The following is an 18,979-nucleotide window of genomic DNA, read 5'->3' on the forward strand; positions in this document are numbered from 1 at the left end:
ATAACAATTACACACAAAATGGAGCACAAGAATGAAGATTTTAGTCAGCTTGGTGAGTTTAATCGCCTTTTTACTGGTTGTATTACCAGGCCCTTTATACAAGTTTGGCGTGGTTGATTTAGGCCTTGCTTTTACAGGCTTTAGATACGGCGTGTATGTGGGTGGTGCAGCACTTGTTTTATTGCTAGTACAGTTAATATTTATGCGTAAAACCGCTTCATTTGGTAGTGCTATCGTTGCTGTAGTATTTTCTGTGGTTGCTATTGCTATGCCGCTTAACATGATGAATAAAGCCAAAAATGTGCCGCCAATTCATGATATTTCAACCGACTTGGTTAACCCGCCTAAATTTGTTGCTATTGCACCACTTCGCGCTGACGCACCAAATCCAGTTGAATACGCAGGGGAAGAAACCGCGGTACAACAACGTAAAGCTTACCCAGAACTAACAACCCTTAACTTTGCGCAGTCGCAAAGTGATTTAATTGCAGCAACTGAGCAAGCAATTAAAAATTTAGGCTGGGAATTGGTAAGCGCTAATAAATCACTTGGTTTAATAGAAGCAACAGACACCACAACGTGGTTTGGTTTTAAAGATGATGTTGTTGTTCGTATTGTTGATGAAGGTACTGAGCGATTTGTTGATATAAGAAGTAAATCTCGTGTTGGTCGCAGCGATTTAGGTAAAAATGCCGAGCGTATTAATACTTTAATTGACGAAATTAACGCAGAGCTTACTAAGTAACACTGCCTTAAATAGTAGTATGTGATTGAGCCCAAATAATATTTGGGCTTTTTTGTGGCTGCTTTTCAGTTTGTATTCACTCCTCAAAGTACATACTCAATGCGTTTTAAATTTTTAAACAACTATGGAGTTATGATGAAAACAGTAGGATATGCAGCAAAAAGCCAAGGGTCTGAGCTTACAGAGTTTGCGTTTGAACGCCGCGATTTACGAAATAACGATGTAGAAATTGAAATTTTATACTGTGGTGTGTGCCATTCAGATTTACACGCCGTTAGAAACGATTGGGGCGGTGTAAAATACCCACTCGTTCCAGGCCATGAAATTGTTGGCAAAGTTAAGTCGGTTGGTAGCGATGTTAAAAAATACAAACAAGGTGATACCGTTGGCGTAGGCTGTATGGTTGATTCGTGTAAAAGCTGCGATCAGTGCGACAATAATGAAGAGCAATTTTGCCGTGAGGGCATGGTTGGCACTTATGCCGGTAAAGACAGAGAAACCGGAGAAATGACCCAAGGCGGGTATTCTAAGCATGTTGTAGTTCGTGAAGAGTTTGTACTTTCAATACCACAGAATTTAGATCTCTCACGCGTAGCACCGTTGTTATGTGCAGGTATTACTACGTATTCTCCACTACATAAATGGGGCGTTAAAAAAGGCAGCCGTGTTGCAGTTGTAGGCCTTGGTGGCTTAGGTCATATGGCGGTAAAAAATGCCGTAGCAATGGGTGCTGAGGTAACTGTTGTTGGCCGAAGCGAATCTAAAAAAGAAGATGCTGTTAAACTTGGTGCCCAGCATTACTTAGTTTCAACAAATGATGGCGAAATGAAAGAATCACAGTCAGCATTTGATGTGATCATTGATACAGTGCCTGTTAAGCACGACCTATCAATTTATACACCGCTATTAGACATAGATGGAGCATTAATTATTGTTGGTCAAGTGGGGCCTGTTGAAGAGTTAAATACAGTGCCATTATTAATGGGACGACGTCAGGTTGCAGGTTCACTTATAGGTGGTATAGCAGAAACGCAGCAAATGCTCGATTTTTGTGGTGAAAACAATGTATTGCCTGAGTGTGAAATGATTAACATTGGCGAAATTAACACCGCATACGAACGTATGGAAAATTCAGATGTACGTTATCGTTTTGTCATTGATATGGCGTCGTTAGATTCGTAAAAATTTATTGATATGAAAGTAAAAGAGCGGCTCATTAGTCGCTCTTTTTATGTTGTGATTAATTTACTGATTTTAAATCAGGTGACTTATTAAGTTGTAAATAGCTCAGCAACCACATTCCTAAGCCACCTAAAAATAATGCCGCAGCGACATAGCCAGTTTGATTTGGCGCAGCCCCTTTGGCAATCGCGATTCCACCTACCCACGGGCCAATTGCGTTTGCTGTATTAAATGCACATTGAACTAATGCGCCTATCATCGCGTGGCCTTCAGGTGCTACATCCATTAGTAGGCTTTGAATTAATGTCGCTAAACCTACACTACAACCGATGAAAAAAATAACCGCATAAAGCACCCAAATATTATAACTTGCCGTAACATAAGCAAATGCAAAAATAATGGTGCATACAAGCGCAAAGCCAGTCGTTTTTATTGCCGACTTGTCTGCAGCTTTTCCTAAAACGTAATTACCCAGTGTACAGCCAATGCCAAACATTACCATTGCCACCGAGATAGTATAAGGCGCTGTATTTGTTACATCTAAAATGGTGTCAGCAATGTAGGTATAAATACAAAACACACCACCAAAGCCAATAATAACAATGCCTAGAATTGACCATACGAGCTTGTTTTTGAGCACACCAAACTCGTTTAATAAGTTAGAGGGTTTAGCGTTGTCTATGTTGGGCACGACTTTATAAACTAAAATAAATGCAACAAAAGCAATCGCTGCAGCACCAGCTAAACAGTAACGCCAACTTAAATTTTGGCCTACCAATGTTACAACGGGCACACCAACAATAGTTGCAATGGTTAATCCCATAAATACTTTTGACATAAAGCTGGCTCGTTTACCTTGCGGCGCAATATCAGATGCAAGCAAAATGGCAGCACCAAAATAAGCGCCATGAGGCAATCCACTCAAAAACCTAAATATGATTAACTGCTCTAACGACGTAGCCAATGCACTAAGCCCATTAGATACACACATTAAACTTAAAAAAATCAGCAGTGCTTTTCGTTTTCGCATATTAGCCGTTGTAAGCATTAACACAGGTGCACCAACCACTACGCCTATAGCATACGCGCTTATAGCATAACCACTTTGAGAAGGTGTAGTACCAAATGTTTCGCTTATAAGGGGCAACATTGGCATCATCGAAAATTCAGATAAACCTAAAATAAAGGTGCCTAACGCCAGCACAATTAAAATAGCCGTTTTATTTAGCTGGTTGGGTATAGATGTGACATCAGGTTTCATAAACCCCCTTTGAATTTGATGTTTAAATATAAAAAAGTAACGCCAGAACAAAAAAGCACTATGGGTTATAAATGTAAAAAATTATGAAATGAATATAGAAAAACTTGAGGCATTTAGTTTAAGTGAAGCGGTAGGCTAAGTCATTAGATAGAGTTAAATAAATACGATTTATATTATTTAATGTTTGTGGGCATAGCTGTTGGATGCAATTAAAAAACAGTGGAAGCTACGTAAAATTGTTTTTTTAGTGGTGCGGATATAAGTGCCAGCGTTTATGCTGGCACAATTTTATTAGCGTATTATTTTAGGCTTTCTGCAAAAAACTCAGCCATTTTTGTGTAGAAATCAGTGATGTTTTTAGGTTGATGAAATCCATGTCCTTCATCTCTAACCATTGACTCATATGGATAGCCTATTTTATCAAGCGCTGATGTTAATGCTTCATATTGTTCCATAGGAACCCTTACATCGTCCTCGCCATGGGCAATAAACAGCTTGGCTTTAATTTTATCAACATTAAATGAAGGAGAGCGAGCTTGCATATCTTCCATGTCGGTACCATGAACCATGTCTAAATACTTTCGACCTGACTCTCTGGTGGGGATATCGCCGCTTTCTTTCATTTCTGGAATTGAATATACACCCACATAACCAATTGCACACTTATAAAGGTCTGGCTCTCTAATAACGCCCATTAACGTAGTGTAACCACCGTAGCTACCACCATAGATACATATTTTATCTTTATCTATTATCCCTTCATTAATAGCCCAGTAAGTGGCATCGGTAACGTCGTCTTGCATTTCGCGTCCCCATTTTTTATAACCACTTTCCTCAAACTCGCTGCCATAGCCACCAGACCCTCTAAAGTTTACTTGAAGCACAGCGTAACCTAATGAAGCCATGTACTGAGTTTCAGGGTTGTATTGCCAGAAATCTCTAGGTCCATGTGGGCCGCCATGCAAGTAAACAATTGCAGGTAAGTTTTTATCAGCAGCTCCTTTTGGTATGGTTAAATAGCCGTTTAATTCAACGCCATCTCTTGCTTTTATTTTAAAAGGTTCAGTCATAGAGAGGCTTTTTTTATCTATCTGAGGAGCACTTGAGGCAATAAAAGTCGCTTTTTTATTTTTAGTATCGTACAAGTAAAAAGTAGTTGGCGAATTGTCTGCTTCTACAGAAAAGACAGAGAGACCTTTTTCTTTAGAGTGGCTTGTAAATTGTAATCGGTAATTTTTAAAAGTATCACTTAGCTCTTTAAATATCGCATTTTCACCCTTTGCATCAAAGTATTGATATTGAGGGTAATCAGGGTCAAACGTAGCCCCTATAACATCTCTGTTAGGGCCAAATATTGGCGTTGTAATATTAACACTGTCATTTGCCGCTAAAAGGGTAAGTTCTTCATTTTCAAAGTTAAGGCTGTAAATAGCAGTAGTTTTTCTGCCCGAGTCACTCATTAAGAAGGCCTCGTTACCCTCTAGGTTCATACCTAAAAAACCTAGCGCATCTCCTTTTTCATAGCTTAGTTTAGCAAGATTTAAAGACTGCCAATCGCTGTTCACTTTTTTCTTAAAATAAACACTTAAATCGCCTTTGCCAAGCTCTTGCTCTTCATCTTCTTCATAATGAAATGCCAATCTAGGGTTACCCGAAATATCGGTAGTTATACCAAATACGTCGTCTTTGGGTTGGCCGCCTACATAATCCATTTTTCCGTTATAAATATTTAATTTATGAACATTAACGGCAAAGTCATCATTAAAGTGACCTTTGGCGACTAGAATGTTTTCTTTATCATTTGGAAGGGTGCTAATGACTTCTAAAACTGACGTGTTTGAGAATAGAATTTCACGTCTTTTTGAACCATCGTAATTAGCAACAACATAATATGGGCGTCCGCCTTTGGTATCTAAAAAGCCAACTGTTTTAGCTACTGACATCATAAATCTTTCGTCATTTAACCAGGTAACATTACGTATTTTTTGATTTTCACCAAATGCAAATGCGGCCGTTGTTTTTCCTGATTCTCTTTCAAGGATGACCAGCTTTACTTCGGTATCTTCTCTGTAAGTGAGTGAATAATATTTCCCACTAGGTGAAATTTTAACTTGAACGTATCCGCTTTTATCAAAGAAATCTTCTAACGTATTTTTACTATATGAGTTAAAGCTTAATAACAATAAGCATAAAACTATAAGCCTTGTAATTAACATTTTATATCCTTAATTTTTTAGAGTATTTATTAAATATCATGGCTACTTGTTACTTAATATTTAATAACGTAATTCTATTGTTATTTTTATCTTTTTAGAAGTGCTGCTGGATACATTTTACTGGAGATTTGTAACACATTGTAATGTCAATAAAGCCAATCTTTATGTAAAGCTTATTTGACTTGCGGTTGTTTTTGTACAAGTATAGTAAAGTACACTTTACTTTTTGAGAGAGTTAAAAAATGCAAACACAATTAACGTTAAAGCAGCGTCAAAAAATAAACACGACTAATTTAGCTAAGTGGACGCTTATTTGGTTACTATCGCTAGCCATTTGCTCGTTTGGTCCGGTTTTAATTTGGGATCATAATAACGCAATGAGTGGCTTTTTTATTGTCGTAAATGTTGTTGTGGGCATTGCAATGATTATAGCTAATAAACGCAACTTACAGGGGCTTGATGAGTTACAGCAAAAAATACATTTAAGTGCAATGGGTTTTACGCTTGGGGCGGTTGTGGTTGGCGGGCTTGCATATAGTAATTTGCAGCTAAGTGGGATTATCGACGTGCGAGCTGACATACCAGACATAATGTTTTTAATGGGCGCGGTTTATTTAATTAGTACCTACATACTTAACAAACGCTACAGCTGTGATGAGGGCGACGAATGAAAAACCGCTTAAAAGTACTCAGGGCTGAGCGAAATTTAACACAAGCCAAACTAGCAGAATTATTAGATGTATCGCGCCAAACCATTAATGCAATTGAAAAAGGTAAGTTTGATCCCAGCTTACCGCTGGCGTTTAAAGCAGCGCGGTTATTTGAATTAAAAATAGAAGATATTTTTGATGATGAATAACGCCATCGTATTTAAAATAAAATGAGTAAAGTGCGACAATTTGTCGCGCTTTTAATATGGCTACACGAATTATAATTAGTTCAACTATTACAGTGGCATAATTATAAAATGGCAGATTTAAGCAACACTCCAAACACATATTTATTAACGCCTTTGGCTTTTTTTATAGGCAGCATATTTTCTTCAGCAGTCTTTGCAGACGACACCTCTTTAGAAGTTATTGAGGTTCATGGACATTCGCAAAATAAACATCTTGCAATTGGTTCTGCAGAATCATTACTAAATGATTTAGGTGTGGATTTTTCTGCTGCGGGTGGGGTGTCTAACTTGCCTATTTTAAATGGCTTGATGGGCGATAGAGTAAAAGTATTAGTCGATGGGGCTGATGTTACAGCGGCATGTGCTAATCATATGAACCCTCCGCTTTCGTATGTTTCTGCTAATCAAATTACGGCTTATCATGTTATTGCGGGTATATCAGCGGTAAGTGCCGGTGGCGATAATATTGCCGGGGTGATAAGCGTAAATACTATTTCACCACAGTATAGCCAAAGTAATGAGCTTAACTGGCACTCAGGCTATGTATCTGCTCAATATAATAGCGTAAACAATGCGCGGAAAGTGGGGGTAGGAGCACGTATTGCGAGCAATACCCTGAGTTTTAATTACCAAGGTGCGTTTAGTGATGCCAAAAGTTACGACGACGGAAATGGAGACTTGGTATTAGATACCTTGTATCGCGTTCAAAACCATGCGCTTTCTGCAGCAATACGAGACGAAAAACAACAGTTTGTAATTAAACTTACACATCAAAAAATACCTTATCAGGGCTTTGCCAATCAGTATATGGATATGACTGATAACACAAGTTATGGCGCAACGGCCCAGTACAAGCGTGTATTGGAAAACAGTGAATTGGAAGCCCAACTTAATTGGCATGAGGTTAAACACGAAATGGGTTTTTTTAGCGCTGAAAAAACAGGCATGATGCCAATGAATACCGATGCGCGCGATATAAGCTCTCAAATTAAATGGCGTTTAAACCTAGATAGCAATAGCAGCCTATTACTTGGGCAAGCATTTTATGATTACCGAATTGATGATTGGTGGTCTGCTGTTGAAGGTTCCGCCATGATGGGCCCTAACGATTACATTAATATAAATAATGGTCAGCGTAAGCGTATTGCAGCATTTGCAGAATTTGAGAGCCAAATAAATACTAAGTTGTGGTTAAATTCAGGTATACGTGTTGAGCATGTAAATACTCGTGCTGACGATGTTCAGCCATATAACGAAGGTATGGCAATGATGACTATGAGCGCCATGCCAATGCAGCCCAGTAACGCAAGTGCCGCTGCTGCTTTTAATAGCAAAGAGCACGATAAATCAGACACGGTGGTTGATATCAGTGTATTACTTAATTATCAGCTTACTCATACTGACGAGCTACAGCTTGGTCTTGCTCGCAAAAACAGAGCACCTAATTTGTATGAGCGATACAGCTGGGGTGTGAGCAATATGGCAACCACCATGATTGGTTGGTACGGTGATGGCAATGGCTATATAGGCAACCAAAATTTAGAAGTAGAAACCGCGCATACAATCAGCTCTACTTATATTAAATCGGCTCAAAACGACGACTGGCAAGTAAGTGCTAACATTTGGTATACCAATTCATCTGACTACATTGACGCAGACCTCGTCAGGTCTTTCAATCGATTTGGCTTAGAAAACACAGCACGTAACATACTTAAATTTACTAATACGGATGCCGTATTGTATGGGGTTAAGTTAGATTTAGCCGCTAATATTCATCAATCTAAAGCACTCGGTAATTGGCAATTAAATGCCAATATTACTAATATACGTGCAAAGCGAGATGATACCAACCAGCCGCTTTATCAAATAAAACCACTGCATACTAAGCTTGCAATTAACCATCAACTCGGCCGCTTTGAAAATACGCTGTCGTGGCAATGGAATGATGCTAAAACACGCGTCGATAACAACCGATTAGAAAACCAAACCGATAGCTACAACATTGTAAATTTAGGTTCAAAAGCGTCATGGGGCGACTTAACGTTAAGTGCACAAGTGAGTAATTTATTTGACGAGTACTATCAACTACCGCTTGGTGGGGTGAGCATTGCGCAGCTTAAAAAAGGCGAAAGCACGGGTTTTGAGCAGCTCGCAGGGCAGGGGCGTTCGTTTAATATAGGGATGAGTGTCGCATTTTAAGGTGATTATATAATTTACAACTAAGAGCAGGTTACGGCTGCTCTTGGTTTTGTTCAATTTGGGTTGATTGTTCTGCTTGTTGTTCTTGCTTCTCGCGTTCTGCTTTTGATATATACGCGGGCTTATTACTTTTGTGTAATTTAGCGTTAGCGCGTTTGTCTTTCTTTTGAAACTTTGTGACTATTTTTTTACGACGATTCACACTGATTTACCCCAATTATTTTAAGCCGCTTATTATACCGCTATCCATATTAAAGCCGCCATATAAATATTTACACTTAATAGTTTGTTAAATTACCGCAAAGCGCTATTTGTAATGCTGTGTGGGCGCTATAATTAAAGCCCTTAGTTATTAATTAAATGGAATAAGTTTTGAAAAAGTTAGCTTTAGCCAGTGCTCTTTTGTTCGCGTTTAGCGCGCACGCACAGTTACATAAAAATATTGATAATGTTGTCGATTACGCTGTAAATACCTACCAAAATGCGCAAGTACACACGCTAACTAACTTAGTTGCTTTTCCTACAGTAAATAAAGATTCAATACCCGCACCACAAAACCCAGATTTTATTAACTTTAAATCGGTATTAAAAATGAAAGCTGCAGAGCTTGGGTTCGACTACCAAGACCTTGGTTACACCGTGCTTATTGGCATGGGTAAACAAACAGACAAGGTAACAGTGGTAACACACGGTGATGTGCAGCCAGCTAATGCGAGTAAGTGGAAGCAAAACCCCTTTATTATTGATACCTCAGAGCCGGGTAAATTAGTTGGCCGTGGTACCGAAGATGACAAAGGCGCTATCGCTACTGCGCTTTACGCCATGAAAGCGATTAAAGATAAAGGTATTGAGCTCAATAACCGCATTGAGCTGATGATTTATCTGGCTGAGGAGTCTGATTGGGGCCCCCTTACTGAATTCATGAAAACATACGAGCAACCAAAGTATTCAGTAACCATTGATGCATCATACCCGGTAGTGGTTGCTGAAAAAGGTTGGAGCTTAATTTCTCCTACATTTAATGCCATATCAGATCAAAAAGCAGTGTATGTAAGCGACCTTGCTGGTGGTGCTTTCAAAAGCCAAATACCAGAAGATGCAAGTTTAGTACTGCATAATGCAAACAATGCGCTAGTTAACCAACTAAAAACAAAAGCAAAGCAACTAAATCAAGTTGAATTTAACTTTAGTAAAAAAAATAACGCCATTGCCATTAATGTAAAGGGCATGTCTGCTCATTCTTCTGAGCCCGAATCTGGCGTGAACGCCATTGCACATTTAGCCGAGCTATTTGATGGAATAGCACTTGAAAACAATAGCGATGGACAGCTTATTAAATTTGTAAATCAACTGATAGGGTTAGATCTTCACGGTAAGCAGTTTGGCGATATTGCCTATAAGCATGACTTTATGGGCCCAATGACCGTAGCTCCAACCGTCATTGAGCGCAGCGGGAATAAGCTAACGTTAGCTGTTAATGCTCGTCGCCCTGTTGGTAAAAGTGAAGGTGTATTAAAGCAACAAATAGAGACAGCCATTAATCAATGGCAAGCTAACAATAACGTTACACTCGAGAGTATAGATACAGTGATAGGTAATCCTATGCTGTTAGACAATGCGCCGCATGCGCAAAAGCTACTAGATATATTTAAGCACTTTACCGGCGACGAAAAAGCCGATTTTGTATCAATTGGTGGAGGCACTAACGCAAAACTATTTGATAATGCCGTATCGTTTGGACCTTCAATGCCAGGAAAACGTTATACAGGCCACTCTGAGCATGAATTTATTACACTTGAGCAATTAGAGCTTAATTTACGCATGTATACCGCAATGATGATTGAGCTAGGTAACATGTAAATTATAGATTTTTTAATATGAAAGCCGCCTTGCTTAACTAGTAAGGCGGCTTTTTTGTATCTGTTAAAATTGGACCACGAAGCGAATATTGTATTGATCGTAGTTATTATTATCAGTGTAACTTGCAGTGATATAGTAGCTATCGTTAAAAAGTCATACGTGCAGATAGAATACTTCAATCTAGAAGTAAGTGAGCTAAATTGACCGTTGAAAAATGCCTACAAATAAAGGGTTTATAATGAGGTAATTAAAATAGAGGTGAGCTATTTACAATTCTTTATAAACCACTGGCTAATTATTATAAAAAACTTAACAAACTCTCTTCAAAATGGTAAAAATCATACTGTGTAAATGTATTAATACAGATGGATAGCAGTAATATGGACTTTTTGAATTTAGCACTTACGTTTCCTACCATTATTTTCACGGCCCTGCTTTTGGTTGTAATCCTTTTTTGGATGATCACTTTATTAGGGTTTGCTGACATTGATATGTTTGAATCTGATTTAGACATCGAGCCCAGTTCATCTAACTCAAATAGCGCCCATTCAGCGTCAAACTTTGGTTTTGGCAGTATTCCTATTACGGTATCAATTAGTTTAGTGGTTATGCTTAGCTGGCTAATTAGTATTTATGCACATAAGTTTTTTGCTTACCTACTTGGTGATGGTGTTTTATTTTATGTGTTTGGCTTAGCGATGCTAGTAGTAAGCGCGATTATTGCTTTACCAATTGCAGTAATTATTTCAAAACCATTACAACGCTTTTTCTCAAGTGTAGAAACTTCTCGCAGTAGCGACTTATTGGGTCTTGAATGCACCGTTGTTACTGGAAAGGTGACGCCAACGTTTGGTCAAGGCAGAGTTAATTTTCAAGGCACTGAGCAACTCATTGAAATTAGATCGCATGACGAATACCCCTTCAGCGCAGGTGATACGGTAATATTACTTGAGCATATAAAAAAGCAGCATTGTTATAGTGTTACTGCCAAACCTTGGTAACACAACGCCGTTTTTTACTGTAAATAACACATAATAAATCGATAATTACGTTAGGACATAACATGGAATTTTTAGATAACTTACTACCTATATTAACGTTTGTAGGTATAGCGATAGCGGTCATTTTTGCTATTTTGTTAATTGTTGGCAAGTTTTATCGCAAAGTGGAACAAGGCCAAGCTCTCATTATAAATAAAATGAAAAGTGAGCCAGACGTTACCACTACCGGTGGCATTGTGTACCCTGTTATCCATAAAATGGAAGTGATGGATATTTCAACAAAGCGCATGGTACTTGAACGTAAAGACAAAGGCGGCTTGATTTGTAGAGACAATATACGTGCCGATATCGCCATTACGTTTTATATTCGTGTTAATGAAAACAAAGACGATATTTTACGTGTAGCAAAGCAAGTAGGTTGTGCACGTGCATCAGAGCATGAAACGCTGCAAGAATTATTTGAAGCTAAGTTTTCAGAGGCACTTAAAACGGTTGGTAAGCGAATGGATTTTGTTGAGTTATTTACTCACCGAAACGAATTTAGGGACAACATTAAAGAAGTGATAGGGCAGGACTTATCTGGCTATACACTTGAAGATGTTGCCATTGATTACCTAGAACAAACGTCGATTGAAAAGCTTGATTCACAAAATATTCTTGATGCAGAAGGTATTCGTCGTATTACCGAAATGACGGCAGCGCAAAATGTATTAACCAATCAGTTAAAATGTGATGAGCGCGCAAAAGTAGAAATACAAAACCAAGAAGCCACTGAGAAATCACTTGAAATAGAACGCCAAAAGCAAGATGCAATGTCGCGTCAAGTTCGTGAAATTGAAACCGTTAAAGCGCGTGAACACGCCGAAGCTGAAAAAGTACGCCACGAAGAGCGTTTAAAATCAGAGCAGGCTCGAATTCAATCTGAAGAATCAATTGGAATTAGCGAGCAAAATAAGCAGCGTGAACTTGATATTGCAGAGCAAAACCGACTGCGAGTACTGGGTATTGAGGAAGAAAAAGTTTTACGCTCTCGTGAAATAGAAGTGATTGAACGAGAAAGAGAAACTGAAATTTTACGTATTAACAAAGAAAAAGCACTTGAAGTAGAACGCAAAGAAATTGCTGATGTAGTGCGCGATCGCGTAATAGTAGAAAAATCGGTAGCTGAAGAGCAAGAGCGTATTAAAGATGTGCAGGTTATAGCCGGTGCAGAGCGTGAAAAAGACGCCATTATTATCCGTGCAAAAGCGGAGGCAGAAGAAGCATTAGTTAAAGATATTGAAGCCGCAAAAGCGCAAGATCAAGCCGCTGAATTTAAAGCTCGTGAACTTGAAACAATGGCCAATGCAGAACTGCGCATTGCTAACCAGCAAGCAGAGTCTAAAAAGATACTTGCTCAAGCTCATCAAGTTGAAACCGCAGCACAGGGCTTAGCTGAAGCTGACGTTATAACAGCTAAAGCACAAGCAAACGCAATGCAGGGTGAAGTAGACGCCAAAGTACTTCGTCAAAAATTAGAAGCCGAAGCGCAAGGTAACCGTGAGATTGGCTTGTCTCAAGCACAAGTACAAACAGCCATGGCTGATGCGAATGAGAAACAAGGTGAAGTTGAAGCCATTAACCTTGAGCGTAAGATGCTTGCTGAGGCCAAAGGTCTTGAAGAAAAACTACAGGCGCTAAATGCGATGGACCAAGATGCCCGTGACTACGAAAGCTTTACAATGCAACTAAACCAGCAAAAAGAGCTAGTGCTGGCTAAAATTGAGGCAGGCAAAGATATAGCAGAGCATCAAGCTCAAGTGATGAGCAAAGCACTAGGCGATGCCGATATTAATATTATGGGCGGCGATGGCCAGTTCTTTAACCAGTTTATGAGTGCTATTAGCTTAGGTAAATCAATAGATGGTTTAGTAGATGAAAGCAAAACAGTACAAACTGTATTTAAAGACCACTTAAATGGCGATCGCAATTTAATTGAGGATTTGAAAGGAGTATTAGCGGGCGCTAACGGCTCAGCTGAAACCATGAAAAACCTTAATATGAGTAAATTATTAAAGCAATTGAGTAACACCACAGCGGCTGAAAAAAGCCAATTACTAAGTATGCTAGGGAGCAATATGGGCAGCGGCCTTGACGAGAAAATAAAACTCGACCCGCAAGACTAACTCCCTCTCAATCTATAGCCGTAATTTATTTACGGCTTTTTTGATCACACATACAAAAGTAATACTGCAGGAAAGGTTTAATGACGGACTCAACACAACATGCTTTAGAGCAGGGATCGTACGATTTAATTAAGCGTCGCTTAAATAATTTTGGCGCAACACTCAAAACGCAAACAGATAACGTTAATTCGCAGCGTATTAGCGAGTTTGGTAGTACAGAGCTTCAAGTTAAAGGGCGCGTGCGTGCGCGAACCGAGCAAAACTGTACGCCTCGCGATATTGTGATTGTAGGCGACAAGGTTATTTTTGCTTACAACGTGTTTTTGGGTCTGAAAAAAGAAACCTCAATTGATGATGTATTTAGTGTGCACAAATTGGTTCAGCAAGAGGACCACTTTGAGATTGAACCCTACCCAGAAAAAACCTTATTTTTAACCGATACCCGTTTTATTAGAGATTTTGAAGAGCTTTATACTTACTACAAGCAAACCAAGCTGCAGCACTTATATCAGCAAAACGGTAAGTTATTTGCGTTGTTTCAGATTGGTGAAAAGCTCTCTGACGTGCGAGTGTTTAGATGGGAGATACACCCAGATAACACTATTCATTATATAGATAATCGCGGTGAACGCGATATAAAGCACGCACACGATTATGATTTTGAATGGCAACAAACAGACCGCAGTGACCATATTGAAGGGCGTCACGGTCATATAAATATTGCCGATACCGTGTTTGTTGAAACCATTGGTGGCACACTCACCATAAAAATAGAAAACAGCACCGAAACCGGCGAAGGCATTCACCAAGAACCTGTTGAAGATAAAAACCAATCGCTTGCTGATAGCGAGGTTGAATACGCGCAAGTGGGTGACCTGATTTTACTTAAAATTTTGCCATACCGAGAAAAGCAGTGGCGCTATTTTATTTTTAACAGCCGCACTTTGCAGGTTATGCGTCAAGATGCCATTGGTAGCGCATGTGTTACGCTGCCTGAGGACCATGGTATTATTTTCCCCGGTGGTTACTATTTGCAGTCGGGACAGGCTCGCTCATTTGAAGAACAAATTGATGATTTAGAATTTCATCGCCAAGTTAAATCGCCCAATGGCGAAGATGTATTGTATGTATTTTATGAGCCAAGCGAAGGACGCTATGCTTTATTTGCTTACAATATTATTGATAAAAACTTACAAAACCCAATTTACTGTCACGGTTATGGTATTTACAACGATGGCATAGCGTTAACCTTCAAAGCCGATAACGAACAAGCTGAACGCGTACACCCAATCCAAATATGGCAAAGCCCATTTGTATCAGCTGAGTTTGCCGCCAATGCACCTGCTTTAACGAGTTTTTTTGGAAAAATTGGTAACCCCGATTTAGTACGCGGTATTTCAGATTTATATAGTGTATGCAAAGCGATTAACGAGCAAAGCCCAAGTTTGTTTCACTACGAAGATATGATATCGCTGAGTCGAAATATATTTGATCGCTATCATTGGCTTAATGAAAATGAGTTTGCTGACATAGCGCAAAGCTTGCACAGTATTTTTGAGACAGCAGAACAAGTACTTGATGAGTTTGAAAAAGTAACTGAAATACAGAACAAAGCTAAGCAAGCACTTGCAGATATAACTAAACAGTACACAGAAGTAACACGAGAGGTTCGCCCCGATAGCTTTAAAGCAGTGTCTGAATTTGTTACGGCAATAGACGCGTTAAAAGTACTAAAAGGGCAAATAATCAGCCTTGAAGATATTAAGTACATAGACACCGATGCGCTTAACCAGTTACAAGCTGATGTAGATGAGCATTTGAGCGGTGTAAGCCAAGCTACTGCTGCTTTTTTACAGCAATCAACAGCACTTGAGCCGTATCATAAAAAATTAAAAGAACTCGAAGAGCTAAGCGCTAAGAGTGAAAGCGTAACCGAACTTAAAACCTATGTTGCCGAGCTTGATAAACAAAGTGTAGAGCTTGATTTACTTAACCACACAATGCTTGATTTAGACATAGACGATAGCCGTATTCGCACCCAAATTTTAGAAGATATTAGCGGTGTATATGCGTTAGTTAATAGGGCAAAAGCAGGCATAGAAATACGTCAAAAAAGCTTAGGCAGTGTTGAGGCTAAAGCTGAGTTTGCCGCTCGTTTTAAACTATTTTCACAAAGTATTACTAATGCATTAAATAATGCAAAAACCCCTGAGGCGTGTGACGATCAATTATCGCGTTTGCTAATACAGCTAGAAGAGCTCGAGTCGCAATTTAGCGATTTTGATGAATACCTCAGCGAAATAATAGCCAAGCGAGACGACGTTTACGAAAGCTTTGAAGCACATAAGCAAAGCTTAATTGATGCGCGTCAGCGACGTGCGCTTAATTTAGCAAATGCCGCAGAGCGTATTTTACAGGGCGTTAATCGACGTTCGCAAAGCTTCACTGAGTTAGATGCCTTAAACACCTACTTTGCAGCTGATCCGATGATCAGTAAGTTACGAGCACTTACGCAAGAGTTAAAAGATATTGGCGACGAAATACGTGCCGATGATATTCAGTCAAAACTAAAAGCAAGCAAAGATCAGGGCATTCGCTCATTACGTGATAAACAAGATATATTTACCGATGGCGGTAATACGGTAAGTATAGGTAAACACGCATTTAGTGTTAATAAGCAATTACTTGATTTAACGTTACTGCCTCGCGATGAGCAGCTAATGCTGCATTTAACGGGTACCGATTACTTTGAGCCGATTACCGACGCAAAAAGTGTTGAAACATTAGCGCAAAGCCGTCACTTGTGGCAGCAAGCGCTCGTGTCTGAAAACAGCACTATTTATCGTGGTGAATATTTAGCTGCGCAAATTTTATTAGCCTGTGAAAATAGTGAGCATACACTTACATTTACACAATTACAGCAAGCTAAAGACAACGGTACGCTTTTAAATGTAGTGCAAAAATTTGCTGAGCCCCGTTACCAAGAAGGTTACGAAAAGGGCATTCACGATCATGACGCAAGCGCAATAATAGAGTCTTTACTTAATCAAAAAAGCACCCTTGATTTACTCATTTACCCAGTGAGTTGTAGGGTAGTTGCGCAGCTCTACAGCGCGCAATTGTCAGCAGAACAGTTGGCTACTTTTTATTACCAAGCAAAAAATGCATTGTTGATGGAAACGCACTTTGGTGCAATTAACTTTATTAGCGCTTTAACATCTCAACTGAGTGAATATATCAGCGAGTTTTTAAATACGATACCTCGTATGCTTGTGCACTTTAGTAATTTATCAAGTGAGCTGAGTGCTGCGTATTTAATTAAGCAATTGGCGCAGCAAAAAAGTGCAGATGAGCCTCTGTTTATAGTATCTCAGCAAGCTAAAAACCTCGCCGAGCAGTTTAATAGTGATGCAAATAGTAAGGGGTTTAGCAAAGAGCTAACCCAAGCTAATACCACACTTAATAGCACAGATGAGCGCGGTCTACTTTATTTAAGTTGGCTAAATGCCTATTGTTTACAACACAGTAATATTAGCGCTGAAGTTCAAGCTGAAGCTGCGAATTACCTTCATTTAACAGCCTCTACTTCTTTCAAATACAGCGTTTTAGATGTAAATGCCGATTACACTGTTAGTGGATTAATGGGGCAGCATAAGCAAATAAGTGAGCAAACACTTCAAGTTGATTATGCGTCGTTTTATGCACGCACGCGAGAGTATATTACTGAACAAGTCCCCGCCTTTGAGCAATACCATTCTCTACGTAGTGAAATTTTAGCTGAGCAAAAAGAGCGCTTACAATTAGATGAATTTAAAGCGCGGCCTTTGAGTTCATTTGTGCGAAACCAGCTTATTAACAAAGTGTATTTTCCAATTATTGGCGATAACTTAGCAAAACAAATAGGCTCAGCGGGTAAAAACAAACGCACCGATTTAATGGGTATGCTGTTGCTTATATCACCGCCAGGGTATGGTAAAACAACACTTGTAGAATATGTAGCTAACCGCCTAGGATTAACATTTGTAAAAGTAAATTGCCCGTCAATAGGGCACGACCAAGTATCACTTGATCCATCTCAAGCCATTAACGCAACTGCCGAAAAAGAGATTGCTAAAATCAATCAAAGCTTTGAAATGGGCAATAACGTAATGCTTTATTTAGATGATATTCAGCATACAAACCCTGAATTTTTACAAAAGTTTATTTCGCTATGTGATGGCTCGCGCCGAATTGATGGCGTGTGGAATGGCAAAAGTAAAACGTATGATTTACGCGGTAAAAAGTTTGCTGTGGTTATGGCGGGTAACCCCTATACCGAATCGGGTGAGAGCTTTAAAATACCGGATATGCTTGCTAACCGTGCCGATATTTATAACTTAGGTGATACGTTAGCAGGGTGCGAGCAAGAGTTTGCAATGAGCTTTATAGAAAACGCCCTTACATCTAACTCCGTGCTTGCACAGCTGGCAAACAGAAATATGGACGATTTATACAAATTTGTGCGTATTTGCCAAGGTGAAGATATACCACTAAATGAGCTTGAGTATGGTTATTCACAAGCTGAGGCCAACGAAATTAAAGCGGTAATTAATAAACTGATCACTATTAGAGACACCGTATTAAAAGTAAATGCGCAATATATTGCTTCAGCTGCGCAAGATAACAACTACCGTACAGAGCCGCCGTTCAAGTTACAAGGTAGCTACCGTAATATGAATAAAATGGCTGAAAAAGTTGTTGCAGCTATGAATGACGAAGAGCTCGAAAACTTAATTTGCGATCATTACCGAGGTGAGGCTCAAACACTCAGTAAAGGCTCTGAAGAGAATCTACTTAAGTTAGGTGAACTGCGAGGTACTGCTACAGCGCAAGAACAAGCGCGCTATGAGCAAATTAAAGGTGACTTTGTTAGGTTAAATAAACTTGATGGTGCAGGTAGCCCGGTAATGATGGCGGTTGAGCAAATGGGATATTTGCATGAGGCGTTAGAGGGCATTGCAAGTAAGCTTAGTAAAAGTAACTTAAGTTATGATTACAATGCATCAATTGGCACGGTTGGCGAAGGTTTGGCCAATTTAGATAGCTCTCAGGGCTTTAATGTACTTAATGAAACACTTCAAAGCTTATTACACCAAGCGCCAGATAAAAGCAGTGTTGCAGAGCTAGTTAGTGTCATTGAGAAAAGTAGCGCACATTCTCATTTAAGCGAACTCAATAAAACACTCAATGCTAACAATGTTAATCAAACAATTACGATGTTTGGGCAGCAGTTAGGTGAGGTTATTGCACAAAATAGTAATCAGGACGAAATTAAAGTGTTAACTGAAACCCTAAGTCAGGCAATTGCTAGTAATGATATAAAACAGCAATTAACCCAATTAGTGCAGGCATGGTCAGGTAAGCAGTAGGTTAGACTTAATAGATTAATGCCGCTTTACAATGAGCGGCATTA

General features: G+C 39.3%; 12 protein-coding genes. 9 read left to right on the forward strand and 3 right to left on the reverse strand.

All coding sequences use genetic code 11. From position 1 onward, the window contains the following. Positions 1 to 31 precede the first annotated feature (31 nt). Both RF53_RS11665 and RF53_RS11670 read left to right on the forward strand, forming a co-directional pair. Positions 32 to 745: a DUF1499 domain-containing protein gene (locus RF53_RS11665; RefSeq protein ID WP_008132338.1), complete on the forward strand. Its 714-nt coding sequence runs from the start codon at positions 32 to 34 to the stop codon at positions 743 to 745. Positions 746 to 880: 135 nt separating this feature from the next. Continuing rightward, a complete protein-coding gene (locus RF53_RS11670) occupies positions 881 to 1,927 on the forward strand; it encodes an NAD(P)-dependent alcohol dehydrogenase (protein ID WP_039037759.1) in 1,047 nt (348 codons plus the stop codon). Positions 1,928 to 1,985: 58 nt separating this feature from the next. Here RF53_RS11670 and RF53_RS11675 read toward each other — a convergent pair whose 3' ends face one another. Together RF53_RS11675 and RF53_RS11680 are read right to left on the reverse strand one after the other, a co-directional pair. After that, the gene (locus RF53_RS11675; RefSeq protein ID WP_039037760.1) at positions 1,986 to 3,188 is read right to left on the reverse strand and encodes an MFS transporter; all 1,203 of its coding nucleotides are present in this window, start codon (positions 3,186 to 3,188) and stop codon (positions 1,986 to 1,988) included. A 299-nt stretch (positions 3,189 to 3,487) separates the two neighbouring features. Next, entirely contained in the window at positions 3,488 to 5,404 is a 1,917-nt protein-coding gene (locus tag RF53_RS11680; RefSeq protein ID WP_039037761.1) for an alpha/beta hydrolase family protein, read from the reverse strand. Between the two features lie 242 nt (positions 5,405 to 5,646). On the opposite strand from RF53_RS11680, the gene RF53_RS11685 reads away from it, so the two are divergent. From RF53_RS11685 to RF53_RS11695, 3 genes are all read left to right on the forward strand, one after another. Then, complete coding sequence (locus RF53_RS11685) at positions 5,647 to 6,075, forward strand: hypothetical protein (RefSeq protein WP_039037762.1); 429 nt, start codon at positions 5,647 to 5,649, stop codon at positions 6,073 to 6,075. Beyond that, the gene (locus tag RF53_RS11690; protein WP_008132333.1) at positions 6,072 to 6,263 is read left to right on the forward strand and encodes a helix-turn-helix transcriptional regulator; all 192 of its coding nucleotides are present in this window, start codon (positions 6,072 to 6,074) and stop codon (positions 6,261 to 6,263) included. Before RF53_RS11685 ends, RF53_RS11690 begins: the two co-directional genes overlap by 4 nt. 108 nt (positions 6,264 to 6,371) lie before the next feature. Continuing rightward, positions 6,372 to 8,501 (forward strand): TonB-dependent receptor plug domain-containing protein, encoded by a 2,130-nt coding sequence (locus RF53_RS11695; RefSeq protein ID WP_039037763.1) that lies wholly within the window; start codon positions 6,372 to 6,374, stop codon positions 8,499 to 8,501. 31 nt (positions 8,502 to 8,532) lie between these two features. Here RF53_RS11695 and RF53_RS19260 read toward each other — a convergent pair whose 3' ends face one another. Then, positions 8,533 to 8,703 carry a DUF2986 domain-containing protein gene (locus tag RF53_RS19260; protein ID WP_082014437.1) on the reverse strand — a complete coding sequence of 57 codons (171 nt, stop codon included), beginning with the start codon at positions 8,701 to 8,703 and terminating at the stop codon, positions 8,533 to 8,535. Between the two features lie 170 nt (positions 8,704 to 8,873). On the opposite strand from RF53_RS19260, the gene RF53_RS11700 reads away from it, so the two are divergent. The 4 genes from RF53_RS11700 (at position 8,874) to RF53_RS11715 (ending at position 18,935) form a co-directional block, all read left to right on the forward strand. Continuing rightward, complete coding sequence (locus tag RF53_RS11700) at positions 8,874 to 10,361, forward strand: dipeptidase (protein ID WP_039037764.1); 1,488 nt, start codon at positions 8,874 to 8,876, stop codon at positions 10,359 to 10,361. 365 nt (positions 10,362 to 10,726) lie between these two features. After that, complete coding sequence (locus tag RF53_RS11705) at positions 10,727 to 11,362, forward strand: OB-fold-containig protein (protein WP_235420626.1); 636 nt, start codon at positions 10,727 to 10,729, stop codon at positions 11,360 to 11,362. 62 nt (positions 11,363 to 11,424) lie between these two features. Then, entirely contained in the window at positions 11,425 to 13,527 is a 2,103-nt protein-coding gene (locus RF53_RS11710) for an SPFH domain-containing protein (RefSeq protein WP_039037766.1), read from the forward strand. 80 nt (positions 13,528 to 13,607) lie between these two features. Beyond that, on the forward strand, positions 13,608 to 18,935 hold the full coding sequence (locus RF53_RS11715) for a DNA repair ATPase (protein ID WP_039037767.1): 5,328 nt from the start codon (positions 13,608 to 13,610) through the stop codon (positions 18,933 to 18,935). Positions 18,936 to 18,979 lie beyond the last annotated feature (44 nt).

Source organism: Pseudoalteromonas sp. ECSMB14103 (assembly GCF_000813065.1).
GTDB lineage: Bacteria > Pseudomonadota > Gammaproteobacteria > Enterobacterales > Alteromonadaceae > Pseudoalteromonas > Pseudoalteromonas marina.

Coding starts and splice junctions, on each gene's coding strand:
- RF53_RS11665 (WP_008132338.1), top strand. CDS start 32: ATGAAGATTTTAGTCAGCTTGGTGAGTTTAATCGCCTTTTTACTGGTT.
- RF53_RS11670 (WP_039037759.1), top strand. CDS start 881: ATGAAAACAGTAGGATATGCAGCAAAAAGCCAAGGGTCTGAGCTTACA.
- RF53_RS11675 (WP_039037760.1), bottom strand. CDS start 3,188: ATGAAACCTGATGTCACATCTATACCCAACCAGCTAAATAAAACGGCT.
- RF53_RS11680 (WP_039037761.1), bottom strand. CDS start 5,404: ATGTTAATTACAAGGCTTATAGTTTTATGCTTATTGTTATTAAGCTTT.
- RF53_RS11685 (WP_039037762.1), top strand. CDS start 5,647: ATGCAAACACAATTAACGTTAAAGCAGCGTCAAAAAATAAACACGACT.
- RF53_RS11690 (WP_008132333.1), top strand. CDS start 6,072: ATGAAAAACCGCTTAAAAGTACTCAGGGCTGAGCGAAATTTAACACAA.
- RF53_RS11695 (WP_039037763.1), top strand. CDS start 6,372: ATGGCAGATTTAAGCAACACTCCAAACACATATTTATTAACGCCTTTG.
- RF53_RS11705 (WP_235420626.1), top strand. CDS start 10,727: ATGGATAGCAGTAATATGGACTTTTTGAATTTAGCACTTACGTTTCCT.
- RF53_RS11710 (WP_039037766.1), top strand. CDS start 11,425: ATGGAATTTTTAGATAACTTACTACCTATATTAACGTTTGTAGGTATA.
- RF53_RS11715 (WP_039037767.1), top strand. CDS start 13,608: ATGACGGACTCAACACAACATGCTTTAGAGCAGGGATCGTACGATTTA.